We start from the raw sequence: 18,589 nt of genomic DNA on the forward strand, positions 1-18,589 counted from the left end.
CCCATCGCCCGCGTGAGCAACGGGGCCTGGGTCGCGGCCGTCGACGCCTGTGTCGCCGCGGTCGACATCGGCGGCTCCGGCCTGCGGGTGCAGGTGCTGCGCGGTAGGCAGACCGGCCCGGTGCGCACTGCCCCCGGGGTGCGTATCCAGCCCGGCGGGATCGACGTGCCGACCCTGGCGCTCGCGGCCCGGGGTCTGCTCGCGCAAGTGCTGGAGGACGGAGCCCCCGACGTCGTGGTGTGGTCGATGCGTGGGCTGCTCTTCCTCGCCGACCGAGACGAGGTGCTGCGTACGGTGCGGTCGACCCTCAGAGCCGCGCGCACCGTCGTCGTCAGCGACGCCGTCGCCAACCTCGTGGGCGCCCTCGGCGGCCTGCGCCCCGGAGCCGTGGTTGCGGCCGGGACCGGGGCGGTCGCGTTCGGCACGGACTTCGCCGAGACCTGGCGTCGGGTCGACGGCTGGGGCCACGTGCTCGGCGACGTGGGTTCGGCTGCCTGGCTCGGCCTCGAGGGACTGCGGGCGGCCCTGCGCGCACACGACGGACTGCCTTCGGGTTCGCGGGCGCTGCTGCGGTCGAGTACGGCGGCGTTCGGTGAGCCGGCGACGTGGCCGCGGCAGGTGATGAACGCGCCCGACGCCCCCGAGCGGCTGGCAGAATTCGCCCCCGCCGTCGCGGACGCGGCAGCCACCGACCCGGTCTGCGCCGACCTGTGCACCCGAGGGGGAGAGGGACTGGGCGACGCGCTGCTCGCCGCGGCGGCGGGCCTGCCCGACCCCGTACTGGCCGCGACCGGAGGGGTGCTCGGTGCCACACCCGTGCGGGAAGCGTTGGAGCAGCGGCTCGCTCGCGACGGGCGGGCGCTCACCGCGGCCGAGGGCAGCGCGCTCGACGGCGCCCGGCTGCTGGGTGCCCACCTCGTGGAGACGGGCGGCCTCCCCACGCACGCGTCATACCTGCTCATCGGCTGACACCCCACGAACGGCCCGTGGGGCGAGCAAGAAGGGCAAGGAGAAAGGCCCCCGCGCAAGCTTGGGGGCCATCTCGTGTGGCGGAGGATAGGGGACCCGCCTTCGCGGCCGGCTCGTTCCTCGCCGCCCGCTCAGGCTCCCGTCACCACCTACCTCCGCACATGAGAAAGGCCCCCGCGCAAGCTTGGGGGCCATCTCGTGTGGCGGAGGATAGGGGATTCGAACCCCTGAGAGCTTTCACTCAACACGCTTTCCAAGCGTGCGCACTAGGCCACTATGCGAATCCTCCGCGGGCGAGGCTACACGGGCGGGGGCCCGGTCCTGAAATCGTCAGCTGGGGGAGCCTGCCGGGGGTCCCACGAGCAGCGCGAGAGTGGTCAGCGCAGCCACCGCGAGGAGCGCCACGGCGGCCGCGGCGAGGGGTCGGGCGAGCATGCGCGCCTGCACCCTCTCGGGCAGCGAACGCGGGGTCTCGCCCCCGACGGAGAGCCGCCAGCCGCCCTCGAGCAGGTGGCGGCGCTCGGCCCGCCAGTCGAACCACACGGTCATGAACGGCGGTACGGCGCTGGCGAGCCCGAGCAGCGTCACGCCCGCCGACCAGCGCTGGTTCACGGCGACGAACAGCGTGCCGAGGCAGTAGGCGATGAACACGATGCCGTGCAGCATGCCGAACACCTGCACGCCCAGCTCGGTGGTGCGGGTGGCGTACTTGAGCACCATCCCGAGCAACAGCAGGGCCCAGGTCGTGGCCTCGGCGACGGCGAGGCGGCGGAAGAGGACGAGCGGTGACATGGGGGCTCCGGGGTCGGTGCGGACGACGTGCGGGGGATGTCGGCCCATTGTCTCAAGAGGGGATTGGCTGCCACGGCACGGCCCCGTCTACACTGGCGACCGGCACCCCGCGTGGTGGTACCTCTCCGAACTCCCCCAGGGCAGGAATGCAGCAAGGGTAGGAGAGCTCTTCCAGGTACGCGGGGTGTCCCTGTGTTCCCGGGCGCCTCACGCCCTGAGCCCGCGCGGAGGTCAGGCGCGGTGGGCCTCGTCGAGGCGGCGTACGCGGCGCATCCCGAAGATCGCGGTGCCGGCGGTGAAGAGCACCAGCACCACGAGCCCGTGGCCGACCCCCGAACGCCCCAGGGCCGCAGTCGCCGCGACGACACCGACGACGGCGAGCAGCAGCGGCCGTGAGTACCAGAACACGACCGAGATGACGGCCGAGCCACCCGAGAACAGCGACACCGGCGGCAGCCCGCGGAACGCCGCCATGAGGTGCGCCGCGGCGACGAGCCCGGTCACGGCCAGCGGCCACCAGATCGCGGTGGTCCCTGCCGACGGGGACGTGATCGTGGTGACCGCCCCGGTGAGGAGGGCCACGACGGCGTACAGGGCCGACGGCACGAGCAGGTGGGCCCTGGCCTCGTCGCGGAACGGCAGCCCGATGAGCGCCGGCGTCCCGGCGTTGTCGCCCTGCAGGCGCACACCCTCCGACCACGCGCCGTACCCGAGGTAGGCGGCGAGGATGCCCACGAAGGCGACGATGCTGGGTACGCCCGGGGTCGTGGAGTGGGCCAGCGCCCAGGAGCCTCCGACGGTGAGGACCAGGCCGGCCACGACCGCCCCGGGGGAGCGGCGCAGGCCCAGGGCGTCGCGCGCGGCGACGACACCGACCGGCCCGTGGGCGCGAAGGCGGGTGCGGCGCAGGCGGGTGTTGGGCGCCGCGACGTCGAGTCGTGCGGCGCGCAGGTCGCCGGCGAGGACGGCGCCACCGACGGTGACCGCCCGGGCCGACTGGGTGCGCAGGCCGACGTGGTGCAGGGCGCGCAGCGACCGCCGTTCGCGCAGGACCGTCGAGGGCCCCCGCATGCCGGTCGGCCACGAGCGCACCTGGCCCCACAGCCACGCGCCGGCGACGGCGAGGCCGAGCAGGATTCCGCCCAGCGTGGAGGGCAGCAGCGCGAGCGGCGAGGCGACCTTGGCCACGACCATGCCGGTGCCGACCACCGCGCCGGTGAGCAGCCCGCCGAGCAGGCAGGCCAGGAAGCTGAGGCGCCACCAGCGCCGCAGGACCACCGCGCGGTCGAGCGCGCTCGTCGCGACGTGGTCGAGGTAGGGCAGGTCGGGCACCACCGGTCCGCGGATCGACCCGACGCGGAACGCGAGCAGCACCAGGGCGAGCACGACGGCGCCGATGACCAGCACCCCCTGCACCCCCGTGAGGTGGCGCGACAGCCAGGCCGGGTCGACGAAGATGAAGAACGCGCGCGAGGCCGGGACCCCGTAGACCAGGGAGGCGATGACGGCGACGTAGGCGGCGTACACCGCGTTGCCCGCGCTCCGGTCGGCCTCGCCGCCGTGGATCACCTCGCGCGCCTGCGCGAGGCGCTCGCGGTCGGTGGTGGGCGCGCTGGCCGGGGTGGTGGTCGCGCTCATGCGCCGGTGATGTCGAGGACCTTGTCGGCCAGCGCCGAGGTCATCACCGGGTCGTGGCAGGCGACGACGAGCGCCGTGCCGGAGGCCTTGCGCGCGCGCAGGATCTCGGTGAGCAGCTCGCGCTTGTGGGTGTCGAGGCGCTGCTCGGGCTCGTCGAGCAGCAGCACCTGGGACGGCCGGAACAGCACCATCGCGAGGTGGAAGAGCTGCTGCTGCCCGGAGGAGAGCTCGTGGGGGAACCGCTCGGAGAGGTGGTCGATCTCGAGGGTGGCCAGCATCGCGTCGGCCCGCTCGTCGGCGGTGTCGATCGCCCCGCCCCACGTCGAGTCGATGAGCACGAGGTGGTCGATGAGCGTGAGGTCGCGGTATGCCGTGGGCGAGCCGACCAGCGCCGCGACCCGCGCGCGGGTCGCCGCGTGGCGTTCGTCGAGGGGTCCGTCGTCGAGGGTGGCGGTGCCGGTGGAGGGCTCGAGGGCGCCGGCGAGGATCTTGAGCAGGGTCGTCTTGCCGCTGCCGTTGGCGCCGCGCAGCACGACGCACCGGCCCGAGCGGACGGTGAGGCTGACCGGCGCCAGCAGCACCGCCCCCTCGATGTCCTTGCCGGCCTTGGACACCTTGATGGTGACCGGTGCGGCAGGGGTGCCGTCACCCGTGGCGGTGACCGCGTCGCCGGCCTGAGCTCGTCGTCCGAACATGGACCTCCCTCGTCACCGGCCAGTGTGTCACCGGGTCGCGGGCGGCCGTGCCGGCAGCCTCAGGAACGGTTCAGGGAGCCCGGGGTTGGCGCGGGGACCAGTCCGGCACGGGCCCCTGCGGAGCTCTCGGCGGCGGGTGCCTCGTGTCAGGCGCGGCGACTAGGGTTCCCCTCGTGAGCACCGCCCTGTACCGCCGCTACCGGCCCGAGTCCTTCGCCGACGTCATCGGGCAGGAGCACGTCACCGAGCCGCTCATGCAGGCGCTGCGCACCGGCCGCGTCAACCACGCCTACCTGTTCTCCGGCCCCCGCGGCTGCGGCAAGACCACCAGCGCCCGCATCCTGGCGCGCTGCCTCAACTGCGAGCAGGGCCCGACCCCCGACCCGTGTGGCGTGTGCGAGTCGTGCGTGGCGCTGGCCCGAGGCGGCTCCGGCTCGGTCGACGTCATCGAGATCGACGCCGCCAGCCACGGTGGTGTCGACGACGCCCGCGACCTGCGCGAGCGCGCGTCCTACGGCCCGGCGCAGAGCCGCTTCAAGATCTACATCATCGACGAGGCCCACATGGTCACCCCGCAGGGCTTCAACGCCCTGCTCAAGATCGTCGAGGAGCCGCCGGAGCACGTGAAGTTCGTCTTCGCGACGACCGAGCCCGAGAAGGTCATCGGCACCATCCGCAGCCGCACGCACCACTACCCCTTCCGCCTCGTGCCGCCGGGCCAGCTGTCCGACTACATGCAGCGGCTGTGCGAGCAGGAGGGCGTCGCCGTGGCGCCGGGGGTGCTGTCGTTCGTCACCCGCGCCGGCGGCGGCTCGGTCCGTGACTCCCTGTCCGTGCTCGACCAGCTCATCGCCGGGTCCACCGACGAGGGCCTCACCTACGAGAGCGCCGCGGCCCTGCTCGGGTTCACCGACGGCGAGCTGCTCGACGCCACCATCGACGCCTTCGCCGTGGGTGACGCCGCCGGGGTGTTCCACCAGGTCGACCGGGTCATCGAGACCGGGCTCGACCCCCGCCGGTTCGTCGAGGACCTGCTCGAGCGGCTGCGTGACCTCATCGTCGTCGCGGCCGTGCCCGACGGTGCCTCCTCGGTCCTGCGCGGCCTGCCGGAGGACCAGCTCGAGCGGATGCGCGAGCAGGCGGCGGCGTTCGGCAACGGCGCCCTGTCGCGGGCCGCCGACATCGTCAACGCCGGCCTCACCGAGATGACCGGCGCCACGGCGCCCCGCCTGCAGCTCGAGCTCATCTGCGCCCGTGTCCTGCTCCCGGGTGCGTCCGGCGAGAGCGGGTACGCCGCACGCCTCGACCGCCTCGAGCGTCGCCTCGACGTCGAGGGCGTGCCCACCGTGGCCGCCCGCGCTCAGGCGCCGGTCCAGCCGGTTGCGTCCGCCGCCGCCCCAGAGCCCGTACCCGCCACCCCGCTGTCCGCGCCCTCGAGCGTCCGGGTGCCGGAGTCGTCCTCGCCGGAACCCCCAGCCGTGCCGAAGTCGTCCCCAGCGCCGGAGACCGCCGCAGTGCCGGAGCCGGCCGCGGCGACCTCGGCGGCCGAGCAGTCGCAGCAGTCCCGACTGGAGCCGGTTCAGCAGTCCCGTCCCGGGCCGGTCGCGTCAGTGGAGCCCGAGCGCGTCCCGCAGGCAACGGTCCAGCAGGCACCGGTCCAGCACGCACCGGCCCAGCCTGAGCCGCAGGAGTCCGGTCGGCCGCAGGCCGGTGGCCTCGACACTGCCGCCATCCGTCGCGCGTGGCCGGACATCCTGGCCTGGATCTTCAAGCACAAGCGCACGACCTGGACGCTGCTGTCGGAGCACGCGACCGTCCACGAGTTCGACGGTCGCCGGGTCATCCTCGGCATCTCGACCGTCGGCATCGCCAACACCTTCCGGCACGGCCCCCACGCCGACCTCGTCCGCCAGGCACTCATCGACGTGCTCGGCGTCGACGCCCGTGTCGAGGGCATCCCGGTCCCCGACGCCCGCCTGTCGGCCCCCAGCGGCGAGTCCCACCCGGTGGTCGGTCGCGAGGAGACCTCCCAAGGCTTCCACGAGCCGGGTTCCGGAGCGTCGTCCTCGGGACCCGAGGCGGGAGGCGGACCCATGGCCGGGGCCGGTGCCTCCGGTCCGGCAAGCAGCGGGCACTCCAGCGGCGGGGCATCCTCCTCCGGTGACGCAGGCGGACGCGCAGCCGCCGCCTACGCAGCCACCGGTGCGGTGGCGCCCACGCCCGAGTCCGGAGACGGAGGCTGGGCCGGCGCCGCCTCCGCGCCGGGAAGCGGCCCCTCGTGGGCGACCGAGCCCGGCCCCGGCGCACCGGGTTCCCAGGGAGCGCCGGCCGTCGCCGTGGCCCCCGCCCCGACCGGCTCCCTGCTGGCCCGAGCCAAGGCCGAGGTCGCCGCCGAGGAGCCCGAGCGCAAGCCGGAGACCTACGTGGCCGACGACAGCGCCGCCAGCGACGACGACGAGGACATCGAGGCGGTCGGCGACGTGGGTCGCCCCGTCATCGAGCGCATCCTCGGCGGCAGGGTCATCGACGAGGGCTGAGCCCGTGCTGACCCGGCCGACCGCCGCCGAACGAGCCGCCACCCTCCCCGGCGACGAGCTCGTCGACCCGGCGGACGTGGTCATGGACCGCGCGTTCAGCCTGCCGGCACCCCCGGATGCGGTCTGGCCGTGGCTGGTGCAGCTCGGCAAGCGGAGGGCCGGCTGGTACCTGCCGGGTTTCCTCGAGCGGGTCGTCCCGCCGTCGCGCAGGGGCCTGCGGCACCTCGACGACCGGCTCGCGCACCTGGCCGTGGGTGACGTCATCCCCGACTGGGGCGGCCGCGACGCCACGTTCACGGTGGCCTCGCTCGAGCCGTCGCAGCACCTGCTCCACACCTCCACCCGGGGACACACCCGCCTGACCTGGTGCCTGCGCCTCCGGCCCGAGGACGGCGGGGGCACCCGCCTGCACCTGCGGCTGCGCATGGCACCGGTGCGGCACCCGCTGCTCGCCGCGCGGTTCGGCGGCCTCGTCGACCAGCTGACGGTGATGGGCCTAGCGGCCGGGCTGCGCGAGCGCGTCCGGGCGGTGTCCGAGGCCCCACCGGCCGGTGGCTGACACCGTCAGGGCATAGGCTCACCCGTGTGTACGAAGGCGTGGTCCAGGACCTGATCGACGAGCTCGGGCGGCTGCCCGGGGTCGGCCCCAAGAGCGCCCAGCGCATCGCCTTCCACCTCCTGCAGTCCGACGCCGTCGACGTGAAGCGGCTGGTCGACGCGCTGACCGAGGTCAAGGCCAAGGTCCGCTTCTGCGCCACGTGCGGCAACGTCGCCGAGGGTGATCAGTGCAAGATCTGCGCCGACCCCCGCCGCGACGCCAGCTCGATCTGTGTCGTCGAGGAGCCGAAGGACGTCGTCGCCATCGAGCGGACGCGCGAGTTCCGCGGTCGCTACCACGTGCTCGGCGGCGCGATCAGCCCCATCGAGGGCGTCGGCCCCGACGACCTGCGCATCAAGGAGCTCATGACCCGGCTCGCGTCCGGCGAGGTCACCGAGGTCATCATCGCCACCGACCCCAACCTCGAGGGCGAGGCCACGGCGAGCTACCTCGCCCGGTTCCTGCGTCCGATGGGGCTCAAGGTCACCCGGCTCGCCTCGGGCCTGCCGGTGGGTGGAGACCTGGAGTACGCGGACGAGGTCACCCTCGGCCGCGCGTTCGAAGGAAGGCGGTTGCTCGATGTCTGAGGACCTCAAGGTGCTGGCCGACGAGTCTGCCGGCGACGCGCGGCACTACCTGGCCACCGTGACGGAGGTGGCGTCAGGGTCGGCGCCCGACGCGGCCATCCCCATGACGCTGCTGGCGCTCTCGCAGGCCCTGGTCATGGGCACGCGGCTCGCAGCGATCCAGGACATCGTGCCCGCGGAGCGCTTCGAGGCCGACACCACCGAGGCCGAGCTCGACCCGCTGCGCACCGGGTTCGCCAACCTGTTCGAGGGCCTCGACGAGTACGCCGACGTCGTCGACCCGGTGACCTCGCCCGAGCTGACCACCGGTTCCCTGTCCAACGACGTCGCCGTGGTCGCCGGCGCCCTGTCGCACGGGCTGCGCCACTTCGACGAGGGCCGGCTGTCCGAGGCCCTGTGGTGGTGGCAGTTCAGCTACCTGTCCGACTGGGGCGAGCGTGCCGCCTCAGCGCTGCGCGTGCTCCAGTCGCTGCTCAGCCACATCCGCCTCGACGCCGACGCGGAGACCATCTCCGAGGCGGAGTTCGACGCGCTGCACCCCTGACGCTGGGTGGCTCGACCGCGCCTCCTCAGGCGATCCGGGTCCCGTTCGGCAGCCGGCGGACCGGGGTGCGCAGCCGGCGCCCGGCCACGGTCGCGGCGCCGGTGCCTGCGAGGAGCAGGAAGGCCAGCCCGTAGGGCCAGACCGGGGCGGTGCCCAGCGCCTTCTCGATGGGGTCCTGGTTGCTGTAGCTGCTCGCCTCGTCCACCCAGCACTCGTCGCTGACGCCGCCGGGGCCGTTGCGCGCCAGCCTCGCCCCGCCGCTGATCCAGCGCATCGGTGTGAAGCCGGCGGAGGTGGACACCTCGTTCCGCTGCGGCGGGCGGGGCTTGGACGGGGCCGCGTCGGCGACGACGACGAACGGGTTGAGCGGGAGCATCCACCAGATCCGCTCGGTGTGGGCCACGTCGGTGGTCCGCGTGAAGGTCGTGCAGTCGGCCCGGGTGGGCTGACCGGCCTTCATGAGCTGGTCGATCTGCTCCTGCGTCAGCGTCGGGTCGGAGGGGTCGACGTTCGGCGGCTGGTGCGTGTCGTACCAGTTGTCGGGGATCCCGAAGACCGTCTGCTGCTCCTTGTCGGTGACGAGGAACGCCGACAGGGCGAAGCCGATGGTCGTCCCGAAGACGAGCGCACCCATGGCCAGGTAGGTCAGCACCGCCGACGCGATGGGCCGGGCCGTCAGGGTCGAGAACATCAACCCGACCGTGCAGATGACGGCGAGCACGAGCACGAGCACCAGCAGTGACAGCAGGATCCGGCCGAACGAGACGCCGCCCTCGAAGAAGGCCCAGGCCATGAACGGCAGCGCGCTGACGAGGAACGCCATCGACAGCGCCCAGGCGGCCACCAGCTTGCCGAGCACGATGTCCCAGTGCGTGAGCAGCGTGGTCTGCAGCGTGGCGAGCACCCCGTGCTCGCGGTCCCCGTTGACCGAGGTCGCGGTGAGCGAGGGCACGATGAGCATGGCCAGGCCGAGGACGAAGAAGACGACGACGTCGTACATCGCCTCGCCGGAGCGCAGCTGCTCGTCGTTGGTGGCGTAGTAGGCGAGGAACGCCACGAGAGCGATCACCGCGACCCAGATGCCGAGGACCACCGGCCACTTGGAGGTGCGCACCCGCTGGCGCAGCTCGAGGGCGGCGACCGTCCTGATCCCGTGCCAGCTCATCGCCGGTCCTCCGTCGCTGCGAGGTAGGCCGACTCGAGGGCGCCCTGGCTGCGCGCGTAGCCGGTGACGCGGATGCCGTCGCGGACGAGGTCGGCGAGCAGCCGGGCGGCGTTCTCCTCGCCGGCCACCTCCACCTCGGTGAGCCCGCCGCCGACGCGACGCGCGGGCACGTGGTGGTCGGCCAGCCAGGCCGTGAGGCCCTCGAGGTCGAGGGAGTCGATGCGCCACGACGCCGTGGCCGTCAGCGCGTGCTCGTCGTCGAGGCGCTGGGTCTCCAGGCTGCGGCCGCGCGCGACGATGACGGCGCGGTCGGCCACCTCCTGCAGCTCGGTGAGGATGTGGCTGGACACCAGGACGGTCTTGCCCTGGGCGGCGAGGCCGCGCAGGACGTCGCGCAGCTCGATACGGCTGCGGGGGTCGAGGCCGGAGGCCGGCTCGTCGAGCAGGAGGACGCTCGGGTCGTTGATGAGCGCCCGGGCCAGGCCGAGGCGCTGCTTCTGGCCGCGCGACAGGACGCGCGCCCGGCGGTCGGCGAGGTCCTCGAGGTGCACGGTGGCCAGGAGCGCGTCGGTGCGGGTGCGCGCCCGGTCGGGCGCGATCCGGTACGCCGCAGCGACGGTGAGCAGCACCTCCCTCACCGTGAGCGCGTCCCACGTGCCGAACCCGTCGGGCATCCACCCGATCCGCGCACGCACCTCGGTGGGCTGCGTGACGGGGTCGAGCCCGTCGATGCGGATCGCACCCTGGTCCGGGACCAGGAGGGTCGCGAGCATGAGCAGCAGCGTGGTCTTGCCGGAGCCGTTGGGACCGATCAGCGCAGTGACCTCACCGGGGTTGGCGGTGAGGCTGATGCTGTCGACCGCGAGGACGTCGCCGAACGCGCGGCGGACCCCCTGTACCTCGATGGTCATGGGGGGAAGGTAGTGCCTGGGCGCGGCCCCGACGCGGCTTTCGGCGAAGTGGTGCCGAACCGGCGACCGCCCCACCGACCGGCCCAGCCCGGCCGGCGTCTACCGGTGGACCGGCGGCGCGGGGGCGGGGGACAGGGGGGTCGCCGCCGCGAGGTCCGGCCGGTCGTTCCACCGCGCGATGAGGTCGACGGACTTCAGGAGCCGGGTCGAGACCGGCCCCGCTGTGCTCGCGACGTCGACGACCTCACGCACCCAGGTGTCGACGTCGACGCCGGCCGCGACCAGACGGTAGGCGACCGCGATGACGCCGGTGCTCTTCCAGATGCTCTCGCCCGAGGGGATGCCGTGGACGTTGGGACGGCCGCCGAGCAGCTCGTTGAGCCGGCGGCCCACCGCCCGCGGCGGGCCGAGCGGGCAGTAGAGGCTGGGCTCCTCGAAGCTCGGCCCCGCGCCGGCATACACGTGCTGGGGCTCGACCGCGGCGATCCTGGACACGGGCAGGCCGGGCAGGATCCGCACCCCGACGCCCCACGTCACCTGCACCGCCTCGGGCACCTGGCGGGCCCAGGCGACCGTCTCCAGCGCGGTCTCCCAGGTCTCGCCGGGCATGCCGAACATGATGTTGAGCACGGAGGTGACCTCGTGCCGCACCAGGACGTCGACGAGCTGGTCGAGGTGGCGCCGTCGCACCGGTCGGCGGTTGGCCAGCAGGACGCTGTCGACCGCCGAGTCGACCGTGATCTCCGGGAAGCCGTTGGTGGCCTTGACGAGCTCGGCCAACCGGTCGGAGAACGGGCGCGGGTTGAGGTATCCGGACCACCGCAGGTCGGGTGCGTAGCCGCGGTCGACGATGCCCTGCAGCACCGCGACGGCGTGGTCCTCGGTGGGCAGGTTGAGCTCCTCGTCGGCGAAGTGGATGTCGCCGACGACCCCGATCTCCCGGGACCGGTCGACGACCTCGCCGATCTCGTCGAGGACGAGGTCGAGGGAGTAGTTGGCGTTGACGCCGGAGGTGTTGGACGAGGTGCAGTAGGAGCAGAACATCCCGCAGCCGGTGCGGGTGCGGACCGGGGCCGAGAAGACCGGGGCGAACAACGGGTCGCGCCGCGTGGTCGTCGCCAGGGCGGCGGTTGCGGGGCGCACCGGCAGCGTGCAGCCCCGGTGGACCAGGCCGTCGACCCCCGACAGGGGTGCCGACGTCCGGATCCGGTGCGCGAGGTCGACGACCGCGGCCTCGCCGTTGCCGAGGATGCCGAGGTCGACGCCGAGCGCGTCGAGGAGCATCTGCGGTGCCGTCGGGAACGCCGCGCCGCCCACGACGAAGGTGGCGTCCGGGGCGCCGCGCCTCGCGGCGTCCACGAGGCCCCGGATCTGGCGCAGGAGCGGGGTGCTGTCGCTGGAGGTGTCGGCGCCGTCCGTGGTCTCCACCGGGACCAGGGTGTCGACGACGCGCAGCGAGAAGCCGACGAGGTCGGGGGCCAGCTCGCGCAGGCGGGTGGTGAGGTGCCCCTCGGCCTCGTCCTCCGGCCGTTCGAGGTACGGGTCCACGATCGTCACGACCGCGCCGGAGTCCTCGAGGGCGGTGCGGAGCCGGTACAGGCCGTACGGGGGCACCGGCCGCCAGGTCTGCCAGGGGTTGGCGTGCACCAGGGCGACCCGCATCCCGCCGAGGTCGGCCCGCATCGCCGGGGCCGGTGTCTGGCTGCGCATGGCTCGGGCTCGTCCTCCCTGTCGGGTTCGGTCAGCGGTGGTGTCGGGCGGGCGCCCGGGTGGTGCGCCGGGATCGTCGCACGTTCACTCCGTACGGCGGTCCGACCACTCCGCAGGCCGGTCCGACCGGGCTTCGGCGCCGGCGTCGCCGGGGATGTCGGTGCGGGCGTCGGTGGGCGTCGCCGCACCGGCCAGCAGCACGACGTCGAGGTGGTGCCAGCTGCGCGCGGCCACCGCGAGGGCGGTGAGCCCGGCGAGCGCGAACGACCACCGGGGGCCGAGGTAGCCACCGGCGAGCGCGCCCAGGCCGAGGGCGACCATCGACGCGAGGCGGCTGGCGCCGTTCGCCGCGGCACTGACCTTGCCCCGGTCGGCCTCGACGGTGCGCGTGAGCAGCACCGGCCAGAGGCACACCGTCGAGGCCATCACGAACACCCCGATCCCCGCGAAGGAGAGGGCGAGCACCAGCTCGTCGGGAGCGGCGCCCGCCACGAGCATGGACGCGCCGGCCCCCGCCACGCCGCCGATCGCCAGGCGCACGCGTGAGCGCTCGGTGCGCATCTGGGAGGCCCAGGCGGCGCCGGCCACGGTGCCGGCGGCGCTCGCGGCCTGGACCAGGCCGAAGACGGTCGTCGACGCGTCGAGGCTGTCCCGGACGAGGAAGACCTCGAGCACGTTGGCCGTCTCCAGGGCCAGCACGAAGGGCACCATCGACGACAGCAGGGTCCAGCTGACGGGGTCGGCGTGCAGCACCCGGAAGCCCGCCGCCGACCAGACCTGGGCGGCGAGGGTGAGCGGGGCGGCGTGCCGGTCACCGCGCCGTCGGGTCCGCACGGCGGCTGCGGCGGCGGCGAGGGCCACGAAGGCGCCGAGGGCGATCCACAGGGGTGCGTCGTGACCGAAGTGACCGGCGCTCACGCCGGCCACCGCGGCACCGACCACGCCGGTGACGGCGAGCGCCCCCTGCTGGACGGCCGTGGCCCGGCCCAGGTTGTGCTCGCCGACGGCTCGCGGCAGCAGCGCGGCCCAGGTCGGGTTGGCGAAGGACTGGCCGAGCTGCAGGGCGATGACGAAGAGGTACATCTGCGGTCCGGTGCCGGTCAGCACGAGGCCGGCCAGGGCGGCGGCCTGCACGAGCGAGGCGGTGACCAGGACCCGCCGGGAGTCGCAGCGGTCGGCGACGTGCCCGGCGATCCCCACGGTGAGCGCCATCGGCAGGGCGAAGGCGGCGAGGAGCAGTGCCATACCGCTGGCGCCGCCCCCCTCGTCGTGCACCCGGAGGGTCAGCGCGAACAGCGTGAGGGTGTCGCCGGTGTAGGACAGGACCCGGGCCGGGAGGATGACGCGCAGGTCGCGGATGCGCCAGAGCGCGCCACGGCCTCGGCTCCTGGCACCCATGGTCACAACCCCTGACATGTCCAACCCGCTGCGTGCGCGATGGCATCGGCGGGGCCCCTGCTTGACCCGCGGCGCCTCGACGCGAAGCCGGAGGAGCCACATTCCGCCTACGGTGCAGCAGGTTGCACTGTAAACGGCACGGGGGCCTCGTGCCGCTCGAACGAGCAGGTGAATCCGTGGACCGCGGCCCACCCCGGCTGGGTACGGCGTCCGCGTGGCTGCCGCCCGCGCGGCCCGGCGCCCGCGCGGCCCGGCGTCCGGTATGCGGCGGCCGCGTCCCACCATGAGGACGGTCGTTAGACTGGCCGCTCCGCGCGGACGTGGACCCCACGTGCGCCCCCTGCACCGTCGTCTGGTCCCCAGGAGTCCCACCGTGCCGATCGTCGTCCAGAAGTACGGCGGCTCATCGCTGGCTGACGCCGCCAGCATCAAGAGGGTCGCGCGCCGGATCGCCGAGGCGAAGAAGGCCGGCAACGACGTCTGCGTGGCCGTGTCGGCCATGGGTGACAGCACCGACGAGCTGCTCGACCTCGCCAACGAGGTCAGCCCCCAGCCCCCGCCGCGCGAGATGGACATGCTGCTCACCGCGGGTGAGCGCATCTCGATGGCGCTGGTCGCCATGGCCATCGCCGACCTCGGCTACACCGTGCGCTCCTTCACCGGCAGCCAGGCAGGCGTCATCACCGACTCCTCGCACGGCAAGGCGCGCATCATCGACGTGACGCCGGGCCGGGTGACCGACGCCCTCGACAAGGGCCACATCGTCATCGTCGCCGGGTTCCAGGGCGTCAGCCAGGACACCAAGGAGATCACCACGCTGGGCCGTGGTGGCACCGACACCACCGCCGTCGCGCTGGCCGCCGCCCTCGGCGCCGACGTGTGCGAGATCTACACCGACGTCGACGGCGTGTTCACCGCCGACCCGCGCATCGTCCCCGCGGCCCGCAAGATCGCCCGCATCTCCAACGAGGAGATGCTCGAGCTCGCCGCCTCCGGCTCCAAGGTGCTGCACCTGCGCAGCGTCGAGTACGCCCGCCGCTTCGGCATCCCGATCCACGTCCGCAGCTCCTTCTCCGCGAAGGAGGGCACCATCGTCACGGACACCCCCACCACCACCACCGCAGGAGACACCGTGGAAGCCCCCATCATCGCCGGTGTCGCCCACGACCGGAGCGAAGCGAAGATCACGGTCGTCGGCGTCCCCGACCACCCCGGCAAGGCCGCCGAGATCTTCCAGACCTGCGCCGACGCCGAGATCAACATCGACATGATCGTCCAGAACGTGTCGGCGACCGAGACCGGCCTGACCGACATCTCGTTCACCTGCCCCAAGACCGACGGGCAGACCGGCGTGCAGGCCCTGCGCAAGGTGCAGGACTCGGTGGGGTTCAGCTCGATCCAGTACGACGACCAGATCGGCAAGCTGTCGCTCGTGGGTGCCGGCATGCGGTCCCACCCGGGCGTCTCGGCCACCTTCTTCAAGGCGCTGGCCGACACGGGCGTCAACATCGAGATGATCTCCACCTCCGAGATCCGCATCTCCGTCGTCACCCGTGCGGAGGTGCTCGACGACGCCGTCCGTGCGGTCCACACGGCGTTCGGGCTCGACTCCGCCGACGGTGAAGCCGTCGTCTACGGGGGCAGCGGCCGGTGAGCTCACTCGCCTCGAGGGCCCCCAGGCCGACCCTGGCCCTGGTGGGTGCGACGGGCGCGGTGGGCTCGGTCACCCAGCAGGTGCTTGCGATGCGGGCCGACATCTGGGGGGAGATCCGGGCTGCCGCCGCGCCCGAGGACGCCGGCACCGAGCTGACCGTCTGCGGTCGCGACGTCGTCGTCCAGCACCTCACGCCGGAGTTCTTCGACGGGGTCGACATCGCCCTCGTCGACCTGCCCGCACCGGTCGCCGCCCACTGGGCCCCGGTCGCGGCGGCCCGTGGCGCGGTCGTCATCGACAACAGCTCGGCGCTGCGCGGCGACCCCGACATCCCGCTGGTGGTGCCGGAGGTCAACCCGCTCCAGGTCCGCAACCGCCCCAAGGGCATCATCGCCAACCCCGGTGCCACGACCCTGACGATGATCGACGCGCTCGGCGTGCTGCACACCGGGTGGGAGCTCACCGAGCTCGTCGTCGCCACCTACCAGGCGGCCTCCGGTGCAGGACGCGCCGGTATGGCGCGCCTGCACGACGAGCTCGAGGTGGTGGCCGGCCACCGCGAGCTGGGCCAGCAGCCCGGCGACGTGCGCCGCCTCATCGAGTTCGAGCTCGGCACCGAGTCGCCCTTCCCGGCACCGTTGGCCCTCAACGTGCTGCCCTGGATCGGGACCGCGGCCGAGGATGGCTGGACCACCGAGGAGCTCAAGATCCGCAACGAGACCCGCAAGGTGCTCGGCCTCCCTGACCTGCGCGTGTCGGCGACCTGCGTCCGCGTCCCGGTCGTCTCGACGCACTCGGTGGCGGTTCACGCGACGTTCGCCCGGCCGATCGACGTCGACGAGGCCCGGCAGGCGCTCATCGAGGCGCCGGCCGTCGTCGTGCTCGACGACCCGGAGACGACCGAGTTCCCCACGCCCAACGACACCGTGGGCTCGGACCCCCGGTTCGCGGGGCGGCTGCGCCAGGCGCTCGACTTCCCCAACACGCTCGACTTCTTCATCTGCGGCGACAACCTGCGCAAGGGCGGGGCGCTCAACATGGTGCAGGTCGCCGAGCTCGTCGCCCGAGACCTCGCCGTCGCCGCCTGAGCAGGCCGGTCCCACCCGCTGAGCGGTGGGGTCCCACCGGCTGGGCACCGACCCTGGGCCCGGTGCGCATGCCGGACACTGTCCGTGGGGTCGGCCGTGGGGTCGGTTCGTCGGATGCTTCGTCACGGCTCGGTGACGAACGCGCCGGCGGGCGTGTCGCTTGACATGTGACTCGTGTGACTGATGTGACGATTGGGGCTCCACCGTTGATGAGCCAGGGGGCAGAAGACATGGACGACGAGGACCGCACTCCGACCCGCGTCTGGCGGCGGCACCGGCTGCGCCAGATCATGCTGTTCGTCACCGTCCCGGGGGTGCTGCTCGGCACCGCGAGCATCACCGCTGCCTACTCCAGCGGGTGGATGACGCCGGCCCCGCCCAAGGCGGCCTGCCAGCCCACCATCGTGCCGGCGCCGGCCCGTGGGTCCTTCACGGTCAACGTCATGAACGCCACCGGGGTCAGCGGCACCGCGGCCCAGGTCGCGGCCGGCCTCGGCAAGCGCAAGTTCACCGTCGGCGGCATCAGCAACGCCCCGGACTCCTGGTACGTGACCCCGCCGGCCGTGATCCACCACGGGCCGCAGGGGCTCGACCAGGCGCTGCTCACGGCGACCCAGATCCCCGGCGCCAAGCTCTTCGAGGACACCCGCACCGGCACCACCGTCGACGTCGTCGTCGGCCTGGGCTACAAGGACCTCGTGCCGCTGCCCGCACGGCTCAAGCCGATCCCGTCCGAGGTGGCGGTCAACGTCTACAACACGACCTACAAGACCGGTCTGGCCAAGACCGTCGCCGACGAGGTCGCGGCCCGCGGCTTCAAGGTCAAGGACGTCTCCAACGACCCCCTGCGCACCATGCAGCTCGGCACCGCCGTGATCCGCTACGGCGAGGACGGCGACCTCGCCGCGGCCCTGCTCAAGCAGCACGTCCCCGGCGCGCAGCTCGTCAAGGACGACCGCCGGGGCGCCGGCCTCGACCTGGTCATCGGCAACGCCTACACCGGCCTCACCCCCGCGGCCGACGTGCCGCCGCTGCCCGCGCGACCCAAGCTGCCGACGCCCACGGTCGCCCGCCCCTGCTCCGACAGCTGAGCTGAGCCGTCGCCCGGCGGCGGACCGTGGTTGTCCGGAGGGGACGAACCGGGCACAGTGGTGGCCCGATGCGCCTCCCACACCGGTATGCCGTGCCCCTCCTGGTGCTGCCCCTCGCCCTGGTCGCCGGGTGCGGAGGCGACCCCGCGTCCCCCGCGGCGGACGTCACCGGGGCGATGACGAACACCACGACACCGCCATTCCCCACGACCCCTCCTGGTAGGACCACGACCGCCACGAAGGCCCCGACGAAGGTCACCAAGGCCACCAAGGCGGCCACCGCATCGACCAGGACCACGCGCCGTACCGCGTCGCCGTTGCCCACCCGGGCGGCCGCTCAGCCACCGAAGCCGGTGACCTCCCTCGCGCCCGTGCCGCGCGCCGGTGCCGAGCCCACCACCCGCTTCCCCGCCAACGAGCCGGCGGTCGGTTCCGGGGCCAACGCCACCGTCGGGCCGGTTCCCGACTCGGAGTGGTCGCGGATGGCCGGGTACTCGTGGACCCCGGGCTGCCCGGTGGGGCGTACGCAGCTGAGGTGGGTGCGCGTGAACTTCTGGGGGTTCGACGGCAAGCGCTCCCGCGGGTCCCTGGTGGTCAACGCCTCCATCGCCGACGAGGCCGCGGCAGCCTTCACGAGCCTCTACGGGGAGCGCTTCCGGATCCGCCAGATGAAGCCGATGGACTCGCGCTGGGGCCACAACCCCAAGGGGCCCGGTGCCGACGACTACGCCGCGATGGAGGCCGACAACACCTCGGCCTTCAACTGCCGCTACGTCGGTGGCCAGGAGGCGAGCAAGGTCTACAGCAAGCACGCCTACGGCACGGCCATCGACGTCAACGACTTCGAGAACCCGTATGTCGCCGACGACGGCACCGTGTACCCCGACCGCTACTGGCTGACCCGGCGCGGACCCGCCGCCGGGGTGTTCTCCTCCAGCGGCAGCGCAGCCGTCCGCGCGTTCACCTCCCAGGGCCTGCACTGGGGCGGCCTGTGGAGCAACCCCGACCTGCAGCACTTCGACCGATGAGCCGCATCCGTCCGGTGCTCGTCTCGGCCACCGTCGCGCTCGCGGTCCTCGGCGCCGCAGGCTGTGGGGGCGAACGACAGGCCGCCGCGCCGACGACCTCTGCTCCCAGCGCCACCTCGAGCACGACTACCGTCGCGCCGGCACCGACGTCGCCGACCACCCCCACGACGACCCGGGCGAAACC

Annotated in this window: 16 protein-coding genes, 1 tRNA gene and 1 other RNA gene; 10 read left to right on the forward strand and 8 right to left on the reverse strand. The window is 73.4% G+C overall.

The window, feature by feature from the left end; translation table 11 throughout:
* Positions 1–12: 12 nt before the first annotated feature.
* A complete protein-coding gene (locus AB4Z02_RS05075) occupies positions 13–969 on the forward strand; it encodes a BadF/BadG/BcrA/BcrD ATPase family protein (RefSeq protein ID WP_441969793.1) in 957 nt (318 codons plus the stop codon).
* 201 nt (positions 970–1,170) lie between these two features.
* Here the strand turns inward: AB4Z02_RS05075 and AB4Z02_RS05080 are convergent.
* Together AB4Z02_RS05080 and AB4Z02_RS05085 are read right to left on the reverse strand one after the other, a co-directional pair.
* Positions 1,171–1,258 (reverse strand) — tRNA-Ser (locus AB4Z02_RS05080).
* A gap of 41 nt (positions 1,259–1,299) precedes the next feature.
* Positions 1,300–1,761, reverse strand: coding sequence for a DUF3817 domain-containing protein (locus tag AB4Z02_RS05085; RefSeq protein ID WP_056883020.1), 462 nt, complete (start codon positions 1,759–1,761; stop codon positions 1,300–1,302).
* A gap of 98 nt (positions 1,762–1,859) precedes the next feature.
* Here AB4Z02_RS05085 and ffs point away from each other — a divergent pair.
* Positions 1,860–1,958: signal recognition particle sRNA small type (gene ffs, locus AB4Z02_RS05090), an RNA gene on the forward strand.
* Positions 1,959–1,992: 34 nt separating this feature from the next.
* Here ffs and AB4Z02_RS05095 read toward each other — a convergent pair.
* Both AB4Z02_RS05095 and AB4Z02_RS05100 read right to left on the reverse strand, forming a co-directional pair.
* Positions 1,993–3,399, reverse strand: a complete 1,407-nt coding sequence (locus AB4Z02_RS05095) for a hypothetical protein (protein ID WP_441969796.1) — start codon at positions 3,397–3,399, stop codon at positions 1,993–1,995.
* Positions 3,396–4,094, reverse strand: a complete 699-nt coding sequence (locus AB4Z02_RS05100) for an ABC transporter ATP-binding protein (protein ID WP_441969798.1) — start codon at positions 4,092–4,094, stop codon at positions 3,396–3,398. Before AB4Z02_RS05100 ends, AB4Z02_RS05095 begins: the two co-directional genes overlap by 4 nt.
* Positions 4,095–4,267: 173 nt before the next feature.
* Here AB4Z02_RS05100 and AB4Z02_RS05105 point away from each other — a divergent pair, with 173 nt between their 5' ends.
* From AB4Z02_RS05105 to AB4Z02_RS05120, 4 genes are read left to right on the forward strand one after another with little or no spacing between them, the layout of a single operon-like run.
* On the forward strand, positions 4,268–6,631 hold the full coding sequence (locus AB4Z02_RS05105) for a DNA polymerase III subunit gamma and tau (RefSeq protein WP_441969800.1): 2,364 nt from the start codon (positions 4,268–4,270) through the stop codon (positions 6,629–6,631).
* 4 nt (positions 6,632–6,635) lie between these two features.
* Positions 6,636–7,190 carry an SRPBCC family protein gene (locus tag AB4Z02_RS05110; protein ID WP_441969802.1) on the forward strand — a complete coding sequence of 185 codons (555 nt, stop codon included), beginning with the start codon at positions 6,636–6,638 and terminating at the stop codon, positions 7,188–7,190.
* Positions 7,191–7,216: 26 nt separating this feature from the next.
* Positions 7,217–7,816, forward strand: coding sequence for a recombination mediator RecR (gene recR, locus AB4Z02_RS05115; RefSeq protein WP_441969804.1), 600 nt, complete (start codon positions 7,217–7,219; stop codon positions 7,814–7,816).
* Entirely contained in the window at positions 7,809–8,360 is a 552-nt protein-coding gene (locus AB4Z02_RS05120; protein WP_056883025.1) for a DUF5063 domain-containing protein, read from the forward strand. The genes recR and AB4Z02_RS05120 overlap by 8 nt, the downstream gene beginning before the upstream one ends.
* Before the next feature lie 25 nt (positions 8,361–8,385).
* On the opposite strand, the gene AB4Z02_RS05125 is transcribed toward AB4Z02_RS05120, so the two are convergent.
* The 4 genes from AB4Z02_RS05125 to AB4Z02_RS05140 all read right to left on the reverse strand — a co-directional run bounded on the left by AB4Z02_RS05125 (position 8,386) and on the right by AB4Z02_RS05140 (position 13,544).
* Positions 8,386–9,525 (reverse strand): ABC transporter permease, encoded by a 1,140-nt coding sequence (locus AB4Z02_RS05125; RefSeq protein WP_441969807.1) that lies wholly within the window; start codon positions 9,523–9,525, stop codon positions 8,386–8,388.
* Entirely contained in the window at positions 9,522–10,436 is a 915-nt protein-coding gene (locus AB4Z02_RS05130; protein ID WP_056883027.1) for an ABC transporter ATP-binding protein, read from the reverse strand. Before AB4Z02_RS05130 ends, AB4Z02_RS05125 begins: the two co-directional genes overlap by 4 nt.
* Before the next feature lie 99 nt (positions 10,437–10,535).
* Positions 10,536–12,146, reverse strand: a complete 1,611-nt coding sequence (locus AB4Z02_RS05135; protein ID WP_441969809.1) for a B12-binding domain-containing radical SAM protein — start codon at positions 12,144–12,146, stop codon at positions 10,536–10,538.
* An 84-nt stretch (positions 12,147–12,230) separates the two neighbouring features.
* Positions 12,231–13,544 (reverse strand): MFS transporter, encoded by a 1,314-nt coding sequence (locus AB4Z02_RS05140; protein WP_441969811.1) that lies wholly within the window; start codon positions 13,542–13,544, stop codon positions 12,231–12,233.
* A gap of 373 nt (positions 13,545–13,917) precedes the next feature.
* On the opposite strand from AB4Z02_RS05140, the gene AB4Z02_RS05145 reads away from it, so the two are divergent.
* From AB4Z02_RS05145 to AB4Z02_RS05160, 4 genes are all read left to right on the forward strand, one after another.
* Positions 13,918–15,198, forward strand: coding sequence for an aspartate kinase (locus AB4Z02_RS05145; protein ID WP_441969813.1), 1,281 nt, complete (start codon positions 13,918–13,920; stop codon positions 15,196–15,198).
* Positions 15,199–15,239: 41 nt separating this feature from the next.
* Complete coding sequence (locus tag AB4Z02_RS05150) at positions 15,240–16,286, forward strand: aspartate-semialdehyde dehydrogenase (RefSeq protein WP_441969815.1); 1,047 nt, start codon at positions 15,240–15,242, stop codon at positions 16,284–16,286.
* Positions 16,287–16,516: 230 nt separating this feature from the next.
* A complete protein-coding gene (locus AB4Z02_RS05155; RefSeq protein WP_056883032.1) occupies positions 16,517–17,377 on the forward strand; it encodes a LytR C-terminal domain-containing protein in 861 nt (286 codons plus the stop codon).
* 68 nt (positions 17,378–17,445) lie between these two features.
* On the forward strand, positions 17,446–18,405 hold the full coding sequence (locus AB4Z02_RS05160; RefSeq protein ID WP_056883033.1) for a M15 family metallopeptidase: 960 nt from the start codon (positions 17,446–17,448) through the stop codon (positions 18,403–18,405).
* The last annotated feature ends 184 nt before the right edge of the window (positions 18,406–18,589 follow it).

This window comes from Pedococcus sp. 2YAF34, from assembly GCF_052114585.1.
Lineage (GTDB): Bacteria > Actinomycetota > Actinomycetes > Actinomycetales > Dermatophilaceae > Pedococcus.